Annotated in this window: 11 protein-coding genes; all 11 read left to right on the forward strand. The window is 52.6% G+C overall.

The annotated features are described in order from the left end of the window. Positions 1–90: 90 nt before the first annotated feature. The 11 genes from DFP95_RS05555 (at position 91) to DFP95_RS05605 (ending at position 19,181) form a co-directional block, all read left to right on the forward strand. Positions 91–2,331, forward strand: a complete 2,241-nt coding sequence (locus DFP95_RS05555) for an AraC family transcriptional regulator (RefSeq protein WP_115991585.1) — start codon at positions 91–93, stop codon at positions 2,329–2,331. A gap of 222 nt (positions 2,332–2,553) precedes the next feature. Further along, entirely contained in the window at positions 2,554–3,465 is a 912-nt protein-coding gene (locus DFP95_RS05560; protein WP_115991586.1) for an ABC transporter permease, read from the forward strand. A 15-nt stretch (positions 3,466–3,480) separates the two neighbouring features. Then, the gene (locus DFP95_RS05565) at positions 3,481–4,377 is read left to right on the forward strand and encodes a carbohydrate ABC transporter permease (protein ID WP_115991587.1); all 897 of its coding nucleotides are present in this window, start codon (positions 3,481–3,483) and stop codon (positions 4,375–4,377) included. Between the two features lie 73 nt (positions 4,378–4,450). Next, positions 4,451–6,022: an ABC transporter substrate-binding protein gene (locus tag DFP95_RS05570; protein WP_115991588.1), complete on the forward strand. Its 1,572-nt coding sequence runs from the start codon at positions 4,451–4,453 to the stop codon at positions 6,020–6,022. A gap of 94 nt (positions 6,023–6,116) precedes the next feature. Next, positions 6,117–8,126, forward strand: coding sequence for a beta-galactosidase (locus DFP95_RS05575; protein WP_115991589.1), 2,010 nt, complete (start codon positions 6,117–6,119; stop codon positions 8,124–8,126). A gap of 14 nt (positions 8,127–8,140) precedes the next feature. Continuing rightward, positions 8,141–9,130, forward strand: a complete 990-nt coding sequence (locus DFP95_RS05580) for a DUF4432 family protein (RefSeq protein ID WP_115991590.1) — start codon at positions 8,141–8,143, stop codon at positions 9,128–9,130. A gap of 93 nt (positions 9,131–9,223) precedes the next feature. Beyond that, complete coding sequence (locus DFP95_RS05585) at positions 9,224–13,399, forward strand: Ig-like domain-containing protein (RefSeq protein ID WP_115991591.1); 4,176 nt, start codon at positions 9,224–9,226, stop codon at positions 13,397–13,399. 285 nt (positions 13,400–13,684) lie between these two features. Continuing rightward, on the forward strand, positions 13,685–15,457 hold the full coding sequence (locus DFP95_RS05590) for a glycoside hydrolase family 36 protein (RefSeq protein WP_115991592.1): 1,773 nt from the start codon (positions 13,685–13,687) through the stop codon (positions 15,455–15,457). 126 nt (positions 15,458–15,583) lie between these two features. Next, entirely contained in the window at positions 15,584–16,537 is a 954-nt protein-coding gene (locus tag DFP95_RS05595) for an ABC transporter permease (protein WP_115991593.1), read from the forward strand. Between the two features lie 17 nt (positions 16,538–16,554). Next, a complete protein-coding gene (locus tag DFP95_RS05600; RefSeq protein WP_115991594.1) occupies positions 16,555–17,430 on the forward strand; it encodes a carbohydrate ABC transporter permease in 876 nt (291 codons plus the stop codon). 83 nt (positions 17,431–17,513) lie between these two features. Further along, positions 17,514–19,181, forward strand: a complete 1,668-nt coding sequence (locus DFP95_RS05605) for an extracellular solute-binding protein (RefSeq protein ID WP_115991595.1) — start codon at positions 17,514–17,516, stop codon at positions 19,179–19,181. The last annotated feature ends 6 nt before the right edge of the window (positions 19,182–19,187 follow it).

A 19,187-nucleotide genomic window follows, 5' to 3' on the forward strand; every position in this document is an offset into this window, starting at 1 on the left:
GCAGTTCCTGATTCAAGACTCGATATCCGGTTATAGAACTTGTAACTTGGACCGCTTCATTCTATACTTTCCGGTGTGAGGAGGGATACGATGAAGCGGTTCATTCCCAGGCAGAAGTATATTCGTATTTTTCTAGCATTGTGCATCGTCTTTTCCCTGGTGTCGATTCCTTTCGTCTATATCATATCCCGGCAGTTTTCTACGTACGCGATGAAGCAGATCGATAAGGCTAATCAGGTCGAGGTCGTCCATGCCCAAGAAAACTCGCAGTTCATCTTCAAGAAGATGATGGGATACGGATTGAATATGTACCAAGACAAGAGCATCCAACTCTGGCTAACGGATAGCAAGGAAACTCCGGAGCACCAGACGGACGCGATGAAAGCGGCAGCCAACTACACGACGACGGAGCCCTTTATTGAAAACATCTATTTGTTCAATATGCGTTCGCAGCATGCGATTAACTTGAAGTACGGGATTTCTACGTTCGCCGAGTTTTCGGATCAGACGATTCTCGATATCGTAAAGCAATCGCGAAAATCGTATTTGAGTTTCTTCAATTACCAATCGAACGGGCTGAAGAAGCTCGCGCTGATCATACCGACCGTGCCTTCCGGACAGCAATCGTTCGGTTATTTGGTCATGCTTATGGATATCAAACTCCTTCAACAGTATTTGCTTAAAGACAATCGTGCTACCGGGACGAGATCCTTCATTCTCGATCGCGAGGGAAAGGTGATGCTGGGATCGGAAGACACGGTGGAGCTGTATTCCGAATTGGCCCCCTTATCCACCGAGGAGACCGGAAGCTTCGCCCATACCTACAAGGGAGAGCTATGGTCGATTCAATACGCGCAGATCGAGCCTCAAGGATGGACGTTGTACCAGACGGCCAAGTACGACCTCGTTCTCGCCGATTTCAATTCGTTCCGGAATAAAATGCTCATTTTCGCGGCTTCCTTCGTCCTGCTTATGCTGGCCATTCTGTTCTGGAATTCCCGTCGTACGTATAAACCCTTCTCCCAGCTTGCGGATCAGTTAGAGATGAAGTTCGGCTTGCAATTGAAGAACGCGAACAACGAAGGTCCGCGGGAAGAGTATAAGGTCATTCAATACGGAATCGAAATGCTGGCGGATCAGGTGGACAAGATGGATACGTCCATGAGGGAGCATAAGAGCGTTATCAAGCTTGAATATTTGAGGCAATGGATCGTCCAAGGCAAGCTCATTGCCCCGGTCGAGCATTATTTGCGCGAACAGACGGAATTGTTCGAAGGCGACGGGCTGCATCTCGGCGTTATTCGGATCAACGAATACAGCCTCTTCGAGGATCAGTACAACTTCGCCTCAAGGAAGCTGATGAAATACGCCATCGGCAACATCGCGGAAGAGATCATCAATCGCAAATGGCACGCGCAATCGGTCGATCTTGGCGGCGATCATCTGGCTCTTCTCGTGTCGGGCTCGGATATTCATATGAGCGGCTTGGTTGAAATGCTGGAGGACGTGGTGAAGCAAATCCAGGATTGGACTCGCATTCGCGTTACGATAGCGGTAAGCGAAGTCCATCCGTTCGGCGACGATCTGCGCAGCATTTACAAGCATATCCATGAGCTGACGATGTTGAAGTTCATATCCGGGGAGGACAAGATCTACCTCGAGCAAGATTTCGAAGCTTATATGGAAAGGATTCAGCCGTTGCCCGACGCGAATTTGCTGGACGAGTTGATCAAGAGGGTCAGAATGGGGAAAACGGACGAAGTGGCGGCTAGCTTAGGCCTTATATTCGGGCATATGCAGACGATGCATTACGCGGATAGCAAGTTTCAGTTATCCCTGATCCTATATACGTTGTTCAAAACCTTCAATAAATTGCCGTCCGTGGAATCCGTAGAGGGAATCGAGAGCATTCTGGAAAGATACGATACCCTTAGCGGAATTAAGGGATGGCTGGAGCAAGAATTACTTGAAATCATGGATGACTTAAGCAATAAAAAAGGGTCCAGCCGCCGCGACGAGATCGTAACGGAAATCGTGGAATACGTGAAAAACCACTTGCACGACCCTTTATTGACGATAGACGAAATATCGGAGCATGTTTCCTTGTCGACCCGCTATATACGGCAGCTATTCAAGGAAGTATTCGAAACGACGTTATCCGACTACATCATGGAAGAGCGGATCAACCGGGTGAAGGGCTTGCTGGAGACGACGGATTGGACGGTCACGGATATCGGCGAACGATCGGGTTTCCAAACGAAGAGCAATTTCTTTACGACATTCAAGAAAGCGACCGGCATGACCCCGAGCCAGTATCGGGACAGGAGATAATCGGCAATAACTATAGAGCGCTCCGGCCTAGTGCCAGAGCGCTTTTTATATGCCAGGGCAACGGTTATGCCGGATTCCGAACCTCGTATCCGTAATGAGAACCTGCTTTTCCGCCGGATTTAGCACCGGTTTTCCTGGATCAGAACTATACGAAGAACGGTACGACGACCTATGATTAAGCCACGAGAGGAACACACTAACGAAACAGAAGCGGGTGAACGAATGAGCTTTATCAGAGAAATCACGAAAAATAAGTACTTGTATCTATTAGCGCTACCCGGTCTCGCGTTCTTGATCGTATTCGCTTATATTCCGCTTTCGGGTCATCTCATCGCCTTTAAGAAATACAGACTGGCGGATGGCTTGTGGGGAAGCAAATTCGTCGGATTCGATAATTTCAAATTTTTCTTCATGAGCGCCGATTGGTATAAGGTAACTTTCAATACGGCGTTTCTAAACGGACTGTTTCTTATATTCGGATTGGGAATCGCATTGATACTCGCGCTGTTTCTGAACGAAATTCGACACGCGCTCTTCAAGAAGCTGGCCCAGTCGTTTATCTTCATGCCCTATTTCATCTCTTGGCTGGTCGTCAGCATGATGGCTTTCGCTTTCCTGAATACGACGGACGGCATGGTCAATCACACTCTAGAGGCTTACGGAGCGGAAAAAGTCAATTGGTACCTGAAGGCGGAAGTGTGGCCGGCGTTCCTGACTCTCATCTACGTGTGGAAGTTCGCGGGCTACTATTCCATTATTTTTCTCGCGGCTATCACGGGCATCTCGGGCGAATATTACGAGAGCGCGCGAATCGACGGAGCGACTCGTTTCCAGCAAATTATCCATATTACGATACCGTTGATCAGAAGCGTCGTTATCGTGCTCGGCTTGCTGGGCGTCGGTCGGATCTTCTACGGGGATTTCGGAATGATCTACGGAATTATCGGCGACAATAGCGCCTTGTATTCGACGACTGACGTCATCGATACCTATACGTACAGAGCGCTTCGGGTGTTGAGCGATTTCAGCAAATCTTCCGCGGTCGTGCTCTATCAATCGGTAATGGGACTGATCACCATACTCATCTTCAATCAAATCGCCAAAAAGATCGACAAAGATTCAGGCTTGTTCTAGGAGGAGAAGCACCCGATGACAAATCGCGTAAAGGAAGACAAGTCCTTGCTGGAAAGAAGCTTCGTGATCGGCATATATGCGTTCGTTGCGATATTCGCCCTCCTCTGCATCATTCCGTTCTGGCTTGTCGTCATTAATTCGTTCGCCACGGAGAGCAGCATAAAGCTGAACGGCATGATGCTATTTCCGAAGGAATTCACGTTATATTCGTACCAATTTACGCTAGCTGGCAAGCAGATCATGAGCAGTTATCTTGTCACCGTTATCGTGACGGTCGCCGGAACTTGCTTGGCCATACTGATAACGTCGATGTACGCTTACGTTTTGGCGCATCCGAAAGTCAAATATCGCAAGATTTTATCGTTCATGACGTATTTTACGATGGTGTTCGGCGCCGGGCTAGTCGGTTTCTATATTCTGGTCGCGAACACGCTAGGCTTGAAGGATACGCTCTGGGCGTTGATTCTCCCGTATTTATTGAATCCGTTCTTCGCTTTCATCATGGTCTCTTTCTTCCGGACGCTGCCCTACGAGATTAACGAAGCGGCGACGATCGACGGAGCGAACGACCTGTCCATCTTCTTCCGGATCATCATTCCGATCTCGAAGCCGGTCATCGCGACGGTAAGCTTGTTCTATGCGCTTCAGTATTGGAACGACTTTTACTTGGCGCTCTTGTTCATCGACGATTATAAGCTGCATCCGCTGCAAATCATGATTCGTCAGATCATATCGAACGTCAACATCAGTGCTTACGTTGGCGGAAGCAACACGAATTATTCACAAGCGGTGCCGACTTACGGGGTGCAATTGGCTACGGTATGCTTAACGATCGGCCCCATCATTTTCCTCTACCCGTTCATTCAGAAGTTTTTCGTCAAGGGTATCACGATCGGCGCTCTGAAAGGCTAAGCTTCAGGCTTGTCCCGGAGCGATCCGGTTAAGCATAGATAGAACATAATCATCGGGAGGTTGAAGCAACACTATGAAAAAGACGCTGTTGTCAGGGTTGTCGGTATTATTGATCATGCTTGCATTAATCGGTTGCAGCTCCAATTCGAACACTCCGGAAAGCTCAGGAAACAGCGCGGATCCGGAATCGTCGGCACCCGCATCGGCACCTGCCGAGGGAGAGAAGCTTGATCCCGTTACGTTGAAGATCATCCTTCCCGGAGACCGCCCGGCAGATATGGATGTGATCATAGAGGAAGCCGAGAAGAGAATGGCGGACACGATCAACGTCAAGCTTGATCTCGTATTCGTTCCTTTCTCCGACCTTGCCTCGAAAACGCAAGTCATGCTCGCTTCGGGCGAAGACGTCGATCTGATCTTCGACGCTCCATGGCTGCATATGGAACAGATGATCGCCGCGGGTTACTACGAGCCGTTAGAGGATCTATTGGCCCAGTACGGTCAAGATGCAGTCTCGGTTCGCTCGCAGCAAATGTTCGACGCCAACAAATTCCAAGGCAAGATCTACGCGCTTCCGCTCGGCAATTCCCATCTCGACGGAAGAACGTACCTGATTCGCAAAGACCTAAGAGAGAAATACGGCGTAGCGCCTATCAAATCTTACGAGGAATTGATCGCTTTCGCTAACAAGATCAAAGAGAACGAAAAGGACATCATTCCTTTGTTAGCTAGCGGCCAGCCCGGTCAGAAGGACATCTCATGGGGAGCGTTCAGAGCCTTCATGACGAGAGATCCGGAAATTCTAAGATCCGATGCGTTGGGCCAAAGCCTAGTGCTGCACTACAAGAACAATGACGGCAAAGTATACAACCTGTTCGACGAAATGGACCCGACGGTATGGTCTTGGATCGAAGACGCCCGCAAGCTATATACGGACGGCTTAATCCATCCGGACGTTCTAGCCATTAAAGACGCGAACGCCGTTTTCGAATCGGGCGACGTGGCGATCTACGCAACGAACGGTTTCGGCGTACCGGCCGCTATGAAAGCATCCATTCCGAAAAACGTGCCGGGAGCCGAGGTCGAAGCCGTTACCTTCATGCCGTTGGAAAAAGGCAAAATAACGACCAGCTTCAAGCAAGCGAACTTCCAAGCTATTCCGAAGGTAAGCAAAAACAAAGAACGCGCCATGATGTTCCTGAACTGGACGGCGCAAAAAGAAAACTACGATTTGTTGGCTTACGGAATCGAAGGAACGAACTACGAAGCGATCGGAGACGATCAATACAAAACGCTTCCGGATAGCAAATATTCTTACTTCCCGTATGCTTGGGTATGGAATCCGACGCTTGACCGTTTGGACGCGGGTCTCGATCCGGATGCTATCGAGCATTTGAAATTCAATACCGTAGCGGACAATTTAATCGCGAGCAAGCTGACCGGATTCTCGTTTAATCCGGAGCCGGTTGCCAACGAAGTTTCCTTGTACAGCGCGATCGAAGACAAGTATTATTCTTCCTTGTTCAACGGAGTATCGGATCCTACCGAAACCTGGAACAAGCTGAAGTCCGAGGGCGAAGCGTACCTGAAGAAAATTCAAGTCGAGCTGCAAAAGCAAATCGACGAGTTCTTGGCGACAAAGTAAAGCAACGGGCCCGTTAACGGGTCGATACCAAAGGGGGAATTCGGCTGATCGGATTGGCCGAACTCCCGCCCCCGGTTCAAGAGAGGTGAGCAAGATGCAAGGCAAGAAGGAATGGTCCCGCGTTCTGTACGGGGCCGATTATAATCCCGAGCAATGGCCGATCGAGATCATCGAACGGGATATCGTATTGATGAAAGAAATCGGCGTTAACTCCGTTACGTTGAACGTGTTCGGCTGGGGGACGATACAGCCCTCGGAGGAAACGCATGATTTCGACAAGCTGGATTTCGTATTCGACTTAACGGAACGCAACGGAATCGGCGTCGTATTAGCCACTCCGACCGCAGCTCCGCCGTCTTGGATGTTAGGCAAGGATCCGACGCTATTGAAAGTAAACGAGAACGGCCAAAGGGTTACGCATTGGAGCCGTCAGGCTTATTGTCCTAATCATCCGTTATATCGCAAGGAAATACGCAATATCGCAAGAACGCTCGCGGAACGGTACGGAAAAAGATCCAATCTCATGATGTGGCATATCAACAACGAATGTATTTTGCACTGTTATTGCGATAACTGCGCTATGGCCTTTCGGGCTTGGCTTCAGAATAAATACGGTACTCTCGAGCGGTTGAACGAGGCTTGGCAGCTTCGGCAATGGAGTCTGGTCAAAACCGATTGGCAGCAGATCATGCCGCCGGTCGGGGGAATGACGCATACGAGCGTAAGCTTGGATTATCAACGCTTCCTATCCGACGGCAACCTGCAAGGGTTCTTGGCCGAGAAGGAGGAAATCGTTAGGATTACGCCGGATATCCCGGTCACGTCCAATTTCTATTCGATCGATTTTCTCGGACAGATCCATCAGGATTGGGCGCCTCATCTGGACGTCATTTCTTGGGACTCGTATCCGCCTCATAACGATTACGCGGTATGGGCCGCGTTCCAGCACGATTATTTCCGCGGCTTGAAGAAGGCTCCGTTCCTGCTTATGGAGCAAGCCTCCAGCAACGTGAACTGGAAGCCGTACAATCCGGCCAAACGGCCGGGAATGATGAGCTTGCAGAGCTATCAGGCCGTTGCCCGCGGAGCCGAAGCGATCATGTACTTCCAATTTCGCCAAAGCCGCGGCGGCGTCGAGAAATACCATAGCTCGTTAGTCAGCCACGGTACCGAATCAGACAACCGGGTTTACCGGGAGATCGGAAAGCTAGGTCATGAGCTGGAGAAATTGGACGGCGTCCTGCGAACTCGCATCCATGCGAATGTGGCTATTCTATTCGATATTTCGCTGATCTGGCTCGTGGATTGGAACAAGACGAGCAAGGATCTCGTTTATCGCGAAGCCGTCACCGCGTTTTACAGACCGCTGTACGAAGCGAATATTCCCGTGGACGTCATTCGACCGCAATCCGACTTGTCCGATTACGACGTCGTCATAGCTCCGATGCTGTATATGTTCGAAGAGGGAGTTCCGGAAAATCTGCGCTCCTTCGCCGAACGCGGAGGGAAATTGGTCATGAGCTACAACAGCGGAATGGTAAACGGCTGCGACGTCGTGGAATACGGGGGATTCCTTCGTCCGATCGAAGACGTATTCGGTATCGTCGTCGAGGAGGTCGACGCGCTCGAGCCCGGCATGTCCAACCGGATCGAACGCAGTGACGGGAAAAGCTTCCGAACGGACAAATGGGGCGAGGTCGTACGCTTGAACGGAGCGGAGGCGATCGCCGTCTATACGGAAGATTACTATGCCGGGTTGCCGGCCGTGACGCGGAATCGATACGGTCGAGGAGAAGCTTACTACGTGTCCGCGCATCCGGAGGATGCTTTTATCCGCGAGCTGTTATTGAATGTTTGTTCAAGCGCCGGAGTGAAACCGCATATTCCTAACGCTCCGGAAGGCGTAGAAGTCAGCGTACGCGAGGGCAAAGGAAGACGATTCCTGTTTATTCTCAATCACAACCGGGCTCCCGTGGAGTTGGATCTGAACGGGGTTGAAGGCACGGCGTGGAAGGACTTGATACAGGGGGAACCCGTTGGCGGAAGTATAACCCTCGAGTCATACGGTACTCTCGTCCTGGAGCAAGAGACGACGCAAGGCTAAGAAGGAGCAACGACATGAACGGTGCCTGTACGGCTACCGAATTGCTGATCGAGGGAATACAAGCCGTACGGCTGGAGAACGAATGGTTATGCGCCGCCGTTCTCGTCGGCAAAGGCACCGACATTTGGGAGCTCGTCTATAAACCTCTGAATCTCGAACTGTTAATGAGAACGAAGAACGGCTTAACCCCTTATGAAGGGAGGGATTTTAGGGAGATAAGACTCGTTCATTATGCGGAAGGATATCCGGGAGGATGGCAGGAGATTATTCCGAACAGGGCGTTATTCGGTAGCGGCGAAGTAGGCGCGAGCGAGGAAGGGGAGTCCGCGGGCGTTCCATGGGAATATCGTATCGATCGGGAGGACGGGCACGGCGTATCGCTGCATTGCCGGCTTTCGCTACCCTATACGCCTCTAACGGTGGAAAAGACGATCACCCTGAAGGCAGGGGAGCGCGCGATTCGCCTGACCGAACGGATCACGAATAGGGACGGCGACGTCGTTCATTTGATATGGACGCATCATCCGGCTTTCGGCGCTCCGTTCATCGGCGAGCGAGCAAAGGTCGTTCTTCCGAAGGACAGCATCGCGTTTAACGTCCTTCGCTACGAGAACAACCGGAGCGAGTCACTCGCGAGCTTCGAGGAGGAAATCACGTCGGTGACCCTTCCCGGCGGCAAGAGGAAAAACCTGCTGGAGATCGACCCGAGGAAGGCGGACGGGGAGGAGTGTTACATTCCTGTTCGAATTCCCGCGGAAGGCGAAGTAGGAATCGATAATCCCGATTTGAACGTGAAGCTGCGACTCGAATGGGATCGCGACGCTTTTCCTTGCCTGCGCTATTGGTCCAATAACGACGAAGGAAAATATACGGTGGCTTTGGAGCCGTCGACCTCCTGGTTTTCGGATATCCGGGATTGCATAAGACACGATAATTGCATTTCTCTCCAGCCTATGGAAGAACGGCAGTTTTGGTTGAAGATCGGCGTTGAGCAGTTGCAGTAAAGAGTTAGGTTTACGGAAATCATGCTCCCGAAGTTTGGGAAGCGCTTTCTTGGAGATCTGTTCGTTAATCGAAACGATGGAGGTTGGTTGAAAATGATAGCGAAAAGGAAATCGCAAAGTAAAAATATCGCCATTCTTCTCTTGGCGCTGCTCCTGGCGATTACCGGCACGCCGGTATTGCCGGCATCCGCCGAAGACGAACCCGTGCTAGTGAATTTATTGGCGCACGACTTGGATACGGAGTTCGACGGAGGGTTAAGTCCGTTTACGATGGATGGTACCTCGACCGGAGGCTCTCAGCAGATCGTGCAAGTTAACGGAAACAACGCGCTGGAGCTTCGCGACGCTTCGCTTGGAGCGAACGCGGCCAGCAGCTTCTATTATCAGCAAACATCGGGTTCGCTGGTAACTCGCCTTAACCAGATTTATAACCAGCCGGTCGGGTCGCCCGCCGTCGATTTCATTCTGGAATACAAGCTGTTGCGAAGCGATGCCAGCGACATGATCGTAAGCAAGGATAATTATGCTTATATCCAATTAGGACCCTACGACAACGTCTTGATTCCCCGGTTTCCAACTCAAATGCCAAGCATAACCGGAACGGCGGCTTATACGAGCACCGTGCCGAACGAGCTCAACACGATTAACGATAGCGACATTCCCAGCTATCGCTTTCAAGTCGTGCCGAACGGCGGCCAGAAGACGATCACGAGCTTAAAGCTTGGATTCACCGTTCGCGTAAATACCGGAGGGACCGACGAAGCGTATATCGTCGACGACCTGGCGGTATATGAAGAGGTTCCCTATGCGGAAGCGGATGAAGAAGCGCCGACTATCCCAACCGGGCTAACGTACTCGGCGGAGACGGATACGAAGGTGAACCTCTCGTGGACGGCTTCGACGGACGATATCGGGGTAACGAGGTACGATATCTATCAGAACGGTACCTTGGCTGCGTTCGTAAGCGGTTCCACGACCAGCTATTCCGTAGTCGGATTGTCTCCGAATACGACTTACGACTACACCGTCAGAGCCCGGGACGCGGCGGGGAACGTATCCGGTCACAGCAACGAAGTCACGGTGACGACGGATCCCTCGCCGGGCGGGCTGCCCGAGCCGTTCGGCAACCAGGATATCGGAAGCGTAGGCATCGCGGGAAGCGCGTCTTACGACGAATTAACGGACACCTATTCGTTGCAAGGCTCCGGAGCCGACATTTGGGGGACGGCCGACGCGTTCCAATACGCCTATCGGCCGTGGACGGGCGACGGCCAGATCGTTGCCCGCGTATCCGGCATCAGCAACGGGGTGGCATGGACCAAGACGGGAGTCATGATCCGGGAGAACGTATCCCCTCAATCGCGTCATGCGCTAGTGGCCGTCACGCCGAACAACGGAGTCGTCTTCAGCGACCGTCTGGAACCGGGCGGGGCTTCGACTTTAGCGACGGGAACGACGGGAGTAACTGCCCCCTATTGGGTGAAGCTGGTGCGCGCGGGCAATTACGTCAGCTCGTACAGTTCGTATGACGGAACGACCTGGACTCTGATCAAGAAGGAGCTCGTGAATTTACCGCAAACGGTGTATTTCGGCCTGGCGCTTACTAGCCACTCCAATACCAGGTTGACCACGGCGACCTTCGATCATGTGGCCATCGGGGAAGTCCCGCCTCCGGAGAGCACGTTTGCACCGTTCCCGGGTACGCTCGAGACCCGTCAGCAATGGCTGTGGAACAAAGCGAAGTCGATGTCGGAAATAGGCGGACTACCGAACATCGTACAGATCGTGGCCCAAATTCTGGACAATCAGAACGTCGCCAACAACATGGGCAAGCTGGATACCATGTTCCAGACTTACGATTGGGAGCAATACAAGACGGTCGGAAAAATGTATGCGTATCTCATGCTCGGCGATCGGTTCGACAGTACGATGCTGGGCCATGTCAGGGATTATTTTGCCGGATATGCCTACGCTAAACTTCCTCAAACCGAAAACTTGAGAATGAGCAACTATGCAACGGGCTATCTAGTCGGCCAATACTTCCCGGATCTCGAGGATTTGAACGGGTCGTCCGGAGCCGCTTTGAAAAGCGCGAACAGGGCCAACGTCGAAGAAATGATCGACAAAGGCGTTCACGAGGGCTGGGCCGAGTATGAAAGCACGGAATATACGTACATGACCTATCTTTGCCTGAACGCCCTGTATCAATATACGGACGAACCGGATTTCAAACAGAAGATCAAGATGGCGATGGATGTCATGTGGTTCGAATGGGCGAACGATTGGATTGACGGTACCTTCATATCCAGCGTGAGCAGGGCGAAGGGAGACAGCTCCTCCGCAAGCGATCCGTCATGGAGGGCGACGGACCATTCGGCCTTATCTTGGATGTATTTCGGAGCGCATCGCGCGCAGGAAGGCATCGGCGAGACGGATGCCATGGTTCCCGCGTCCTACCGGCCGTATTTGGAATATTTGGCCCTGCTGATCGCGCCGGAGATGGAATACGCGCCGCCGGAAATGGCCGTTCGTATCGGACAGTCAACGAAGGATTATACGTCGCGCAAGACGAACCTGCAAAATTCGAGCGGACGTAACTTGAAGGTATTCCGTCAGGCTTACGTGAAGCCGACTTGGGGAATCGCGACAGAGGTTACGTACAATCGGGTCGACAACTGGATCGAGGATCTTCCGGTCGTCCTTCGCTGGCAGTCGTCCGAGGCGAATCCGTTGTTCAGGGTAGTCGCCGACCAAGCCGACACTCCGATCGGCAATTACGATCAGCCGGATAACCATCGCGTCATGCAAGACGGCAAAACCGCAGTCGCCGTGTATAAATCGTTGAAAGCGCCGGGAGCGAGCGATAGCGTTCTGACAGCGATGTTCCCGGATACCGGATCGATTCTGACCCGCAGCGAGCAATCCGGATGGGTATTCGCCGAGACGGAGCAAATGTATTTCGCCTTTAAGACGATCAAGCCGTACACCTGGCATTACCAAACGCCGACCGACCCGGCGAATAAGGTCAAGACGACGATTACGCTTCATCCGACTAAGCAATTAACTTACAACTACAACATTCTTCGCAGCAAGGCGGATAAGAACGGTTGGGTGCTGGAAACGGCCGGGGTTTCCGAATACGCCGATTTTGCAGGCTTCAAGAATGCCATCCTGACGCAAACGTCGCTGGATAGCTCGCATATCGAAGAGGCTAACCCGCGCTTGATCTTTACGAACTTGAGCGGGGACGAATTGGATCTTACCTTCGATTTGGGATCGAGCGCTTATGCCAATACCCACAAAGTCAACGGCACCGCGATCGATTATTCTTCCTTTAAGCTATTCGACACGCCTTGGCTTCAGCAGGAGCCGAACGGCGAATTATTCGTCGCCTCGCAGGGCGGGGAAAGGCTGACCTATAATTTCGCGGATTGGACGATTACGGAAAGCGATCCGAACGCTGTCGTCGGCGTCACGGGCGTAACGTTGAACCAACCGACGATAACGGTCGGGGCAGGCACGACGTCGACCCTGAGCGCCGCCGTGCAACCGGCGGACGCAACCAATAAAGCCGTCGCGTGGAGCTCCGGCAATCCGTCCGTCGCGACCGTTTCTTCCAATGGCACGGTGACGGGCGTGGCTCCGGGCACGGCTGTTATTACCGCCACTACGGACGACGGCTCCTTCACGGCGACCTCCACGGTGACCGTAGTCTACGAGCCGCTGTTCGAGGAAGGCTTCGCAGGCGGTCTGGGCAATTGGGATCTGTTCGGTAGCACCGCTTGGCAAATCCAAGGCAGCGGATCGACGGCTAAGCTTAACGGCTCCACCACGCTGACCGGGCCTCAACGGGCGGTTGTCAAGACTTCTTCGCTTGCGTATAGCACGCAGGATTACAGCTTGGCCTTCACGGCGGCTTCGGATCGTTTCCGTATGCTGTTCCGCTATTCTTCCGGAACGAGCTATTATTTCTTGGAATTCAAAAGCTCCGATATCGTGGAGCTGTGGAAGTATCCGAATACGTCCACGCCGGCGCAGGTGGGGACGGCGATCGATATCGGAACGGTAATCCCGGGCTTCGATATGACCGCCAGTCATTCTTATCGCATCGACGTAGACGGAGACGATTTCGGTCTCTACATCGACGGCACGTTGATCACGACCTTCACGGACTCTACGTTAACGGCCGGCGGAGTCGGATTCTCGGTAAAAAGCGTAGGCCCGGCCGTTAATCTACTGGTCGACGAGGTATCGGTATTGCCTTTGTAAGATTATCGGGTGTCTTGTCGGCACGATAGGGGCAAACGGGGTGACTCTGGGGCACGATTGGGGCGAGATGCTCGAAATATTCGAGTAACAGGTGTCTGCAGAGGTACTTTGGGAGCGAGATGTTCGAAATATTCGAGTGAGTAACCGTAAAGGATTCATAGGAAAGTCGGATGCCGTCCTTGATCGGAGGGCATCCGATCTTCTCTACATAAGCCGGCAAGCGCGAAGTTGCGAAGGTTGGGCTACCTTTTTGTTGCCAAAATTCAAACTGGAGGGATATGCATCATGTCGATCGTACGAGAAGAAAGACGGCTTAGCTATCAATTGACGGGAGCGGACGATAGATTCAGGTCGTCCTTCTTCGTGGAATATCCGGAGGAAGGAATCGAGCTCGTCCATATTCGCATCGAGGCGGATACGCCGGAGTCGCCGCCGGTATTCCGGTTGTCCTGGCAACGACCGAACGTCGATATCCAAGGCGTATGGCATCCGAACGGCTACCGTAACCGCGGTATCGCCCCGGATTGGACCAAAGGCTACGCCAGCAAATCCACGAGCTCGGCGCCGGTCGTTTGCTTGTTCGGCGGCTCCGGCCGCAGCAGAATGACGTTCGCGTTCTCCGATACGCTGAATCCGGTCGTCTGCAAAGCGGGAATCAACGAAGAATCGGCCGATTTCCATTGCTCGGTCTCGTTGTTCGAGGAACCGACCTCGCCGCTGGTCGTCTACGAAGCGACGCTTAGAGTGGATCTTCGGGATAAGGCTTATTACGAATGCCTGAACGAAGTGCAGGAGTGGTGGAGCGGACTTCCGGGCTTGACGCCGTCCGCCGTTCCCGCCGCCGCGCGCGAGCCGATGTATTCGACGTGGTATAGCCTGCATCAGGACGTGGAGCCGGAAGCGATAGAGGAGCAATGTCGCCTGGCGAAGGCAATCGGCTGCGAAACCGTCATCGTGGACGACGGCTGGCAAACGAACAACAGCGAGCGCGGCTATGCCTATTGCGGGGATTGGGAAGTATGCGAGGAGAAAATTCCGGATATGAAAGCCCATGTGGAACGCGTTCATGCGCTGGGCATGAAATACGTGCTTTGGTATTCCGTGCCTTTCGTCGGCGTGCATAGCAAGGCATGGGATCGTTTCCGCGACAAGATGTTATACACGATCGATGCCCGCGGCTGGGGAATCGTCGATCCTCGATTCCCGGACGTACGCGAATATTTAATCGGCATTTACGAGAAGGCGATGCTCGATTGGGGCTTGGACGGCTTCAAGCTGGATTTTATCGATAGCTTTAACCTGCCCGAGGACCAGAAGCACGAATTCGGCGGCGGCCGGGACTACGTGTCGGTACCGGAAGCGGTCGACCGGCTTATGTCCGACATCATGGCTCGGTTAAGCGCGATTAATCCGGAGGTGATGATCGAATTCCGCCAAGCCTACGTAGGGCCTTACATGCGCAAATACGGGAATATGTTCAGGGCGGCGGATTGCCCGAACGATTCCGTCGAGAATAGGGTGCGAACCCTCGATATCCGGCTGCTTTGCGGCAATACGGCGGCCCATGCGGACATGCTCATGTGGCACCCGGAAGAGCCCTCGGAGAGCGCCGCGCTTCAGTTGATCAACGTCCTGTTCTCCGTGCCGCAAATATCCGTCCGGCTCGATCGGCTGCCGAAAGAGCATCTGGATATGGTCGCGTATTGGCTCGGCTTCTGGAACGAGCATCGCGCCGTTCTGCTGGATGGCCGTTTGGAGCCCCATCATCCGGAGCTGATGTATCCGCTTGTCCTGGCGAGCGACGAGAGCAAGCTGATCGCGGCCGTCTATCATCGCACGGTCATCGCGTTAGACCGGGAGCTGCCCGGTACGGTTATTCTCGTAAACGGCACCCGGAGCGACAGCGTGTTCATCGAGCTGGACAGGGATGCAGGGAGCCGGCAAATCGAGGTTAAAGACTGCCAAGGAAACGTGGTCCTCAGCTCGGAGATCACACTCTACGCGGGAGTTCACCGAATTGAGGTTCCGCCGTCCGGAGCCGTAACCCTTGTCGATTAATGCGACTTTTCACGGGTGTTATCGTTCTTCGCTCCGGTTTTCCGACCTTCCGCTTTCAGATAAGCTAGCTATTGTAAGCACTTTCATCGACAGAGTGCGCTAGAGAGATGATAGGAGGAAAACAGGATGGAGCTGGCAACCAAGAGTACGACCCGCAAGAGCTCGCCGCGGCTTGAAGTGAAATTCAGGCGAATATGGAAGTTCAAGCTGCTGTACGTGCTGTTGCTACCCGCATTCGCATGGGTATTCATTTTCGACTATCTTCCGCTGTACGGGGTTAGCATCGCGTTCATGGATTACAACGTTATCCAGGGCTTCCCGGGAAGCAGTTGGGCCGGACTCAAGCATTTCAACATGTTGTTCGAGTCCGACATGTTTCTCAACGCTTTCAAGAACACGCTGATCATCAGCCTGTACAAAATGATAAGCGGATTCATTTGTCCGATCCTGCTGGCGCTTGCGCTTAACGAGATCCGGACGGTCTGGTTCAAGAAGACGCTGCAAACCGCGGTCTACTTGCCAAGGTTCGTGTCGTGGGTCGTTTACGGAGGAATCATTACGATCCTGCTGTCCCCGGAAACCGGAATCATCAACAAGTTCATCGAGTTTTTCGGAGGAAAGCCCGCTTACTTGCTCGTCGAGCCGAACTACTTCCGAGCGATCCTCGTCGTTACCGACGCCATGAAAGAGATGGGATGGGCAGCGATCATCTATATCGCCGCCATCGCCGGATTAAATCCCGAGGTATACGAAGCGGCTATCGTGGACGGAGCGACCCGGTTCAAGCGGATCATCCATGTCACGTTGCCGGGGATTACCAGCACGATCGTCGTTATTTTCATCCTCAGAGTCGGTTACGTCATGAGCGCCGGTTTGGATCAGGTCATCAACCTGTACAACCCGATGGTGTTCGAGGTCGGAGACATTCTGGATACCTACATCTACCGGGTGGGAATCGAGCAATTCAATCTTAGCCTTGCCGCGGCAGCCGACGTCATCAAAGGCGTCATCGGACTCTTGCTGGTGCTGACCGCCAACCATATCGCCAAGCGAATCAATCCCGATTCGGGCATTTTCTGAGGAGGGGAAGCGAAACTATGAAGCTAACAGGCGGCGAGAAGGCCTTCGTTACGACCAACTATATCGTTCTGACGCTATTGACTCTAATCATCGTTCTTCCGTTCTGGTACGTCATTTCGGTATCGATAACTCCCTATCATATATTCAGCGAGAAGGACGGGATGGTGCTGTTCCCGACTTCCTTCAGCTTCGAATACTACGAATACCTGCTTCAGAAGGGCTCGTTGATCTACGGCTCTTACGGCAACACAATCCGCAATACGGCGGGAGGAGTCCTGCTAGCCCTGTTCCTTACGGCTACCGTGGCTTACGCGCTGGCGGAGAAGAAGCTGCCCGGCCGGAAAATCTTCATTCTCTACTTCGTGTTCACGATGCTTTTTAAGGGGGGATTGATTCCCACCTATATCACGATCAAGCAACTGGGACTATTAAATACGAACTACGTTCTCATATTGGTAATGGCTTTCAGCGCGTTCAACATGATCATCATGAAGTCGTTCTTCGAGGGAATACCGGAAAGCTTGAGGGAGTCCGCCTCGATCGACGGGGCATCCGAGTTTCGAATCCTATGGCGGATCATTCTTCCGCTGTCCATGCCGGTTATCGCATCGGTCGGGCTTCTGTACATGGTCGTCTATTGGAACGATTTCTTTAACGCATTGCTCTACGTGACCGATTGGAGCAAAGCGCCCGTGCAGCTCGTGCTCCGTTCCATCATCAGCAGCTCCAGCCTTCCGCCCGAGCTTCTCGAAGCCGCGGGAAGAACGCCGCCGCCGACGATCGGAATCCAGATGTCCGCCATCGTTATCGTGGCGTTGCCTATGCTGATCATCTATCCGCTGATCCAGAAATATTTCGATCAAGGCATGATGGTCGGCTCGGTCAAAGGTTAGAAAGCTCGTTTATTGCTCGTCCATTACCATCGGTTTATCCCCCAAGGGTAAATATAAAGTTAAATCCAGGAGGTCATAAGTACATGTCTAATCAAAGAAAAAAATGGTCGATCGGCTTGCTTACCGCCGTATTGATCGGTTCGGTCACGCTCGCGGGGTGCAGCAGCGGCAATAACGCGGAGAACGCATCCGGTACCGCATCCGCTCCGGCAACAACGTCGGCAAGTCCTTCGGAATCGGCGTCGCCGTCCGCTTCGCCGGAATCCGCGGAGCCGTATGAGCTTAACTGGTTGAAAGCGCAAGACATTTCCGTTCCTTACGATCCGGACAACGACGTCGTGAAGCAAGCGATCGAGCAAAAGCTGAATATCAAGATCAATGCCGAGATGGTAGACGTTCAGCAATATAAAACGAAGCTTAACCTGAAAATGTCGAGCGGAGACATCCCGGACGTCGTGCGGATCGATTTCGCCGACGATTTTCAAAAATACGCTCCGCTTGGAGCGTTCGTGGATCTTACGGACTTGATCAACGAACAAGATACGCCGAATATCATGCGCGAAGTGCCGAAGGAAGTATTCGAGCAAGCGAAAGTGAACGGTAAAATCTACGGTATTCCTTATCAAGGCGGACCGGGATCCGGTTATCGTTGGAATCTGGTTATGCGCCAGGATTATCTCGACGAAGTCGGCGCAACCGCTCCGAAGACGCTAGACGAGTACTATAACCTGCTCAAGAAAATCAAAGCCGAGAAGCCGGACGTTATTCCGCTCGGAGGCTACACGGCTCAAATCGGAGAAGTGAAATTCGCTAACAATTCTTTCGATAATATTTTCGGAGCGTTCGGAGTAACTCCGGGTTACTTCAACCAAACGGACGGAAAATTCAGCAGTTTCGATATCGATCCAAGAATGAAGGAAGCTTTGCTGTTCCTGCAAAAAATGTACGGAGAAGGCTTAATCGACAAAGAATTCGCAACGATCAAGGAAGAGCAGCTGCGCGCGAAGCTGTTCGGCGGAAAATTGTTCTCCTGGATGGGCTGGTGGTCCACGCCGAACGATTACGATACGCAAGTGGAAGCGAACGAACTGATCAAAGCCAAGAAACTCGGGGCCGGCGAGAAGCTTCCGGATCAATCCAAGCTACCGTTCAAGTATTTGTCTCTTAATGGCTCCCTAGTAGGGCCGGATGGCATGGCCGTTGCTCCCCAAGGGGCTCCGTTCGGTCAAATTACCGCTATCAGCGCTAAAACCAAAGACCCGAAAAGAGTATTGGCCATTATCGAAGAATCCTTATCGTTAGAAAACCAAATGCTGACCGTTTGGGGTATCGAAGGCGAAGATTACTTGATAGAGGGCGACAAAATGACCGTCGTTACCGATCTGCTGGACCCTAAGACGAGACTGGATAAGAACGGCAAATTCCGTTCGATTCAATCCTACACGTTCGCTCCCGGTTTGAACGGCTGGCCGCGTTACCTCGAGTCTCTGCCGCTCCGCGCCGCCGAGCCGCTTGACGTGGCGATCAATAACCCGTTCCAGATTACGGACGCTGCCAACTATTTGGAATCACCTACGAAAATCGCCAAGTTAGTCGAATTGAACACGATGCGCGATTCCACGTTCACGCAAATCATTATGGGCGCCGATATCGGCAAGTTCGACGAGTTCGTCGAAAAATGGAAGTCTCAGGGCGGAACGCAAATCCTGAGCGAGCTTGAAGCATCCTTCAAGAAAAAAGCAGGCTTGTAATCCTCT

The sequence above is a fragment of the Cohnella lupini genome (assembly GCF_003386205.1).
GTDB classification, from domain to species: Bacteria; Bacillota; Bacilli; order Paenibacillales; family Paenibacillaceae; genus Cohnella; species Cohnella lupini.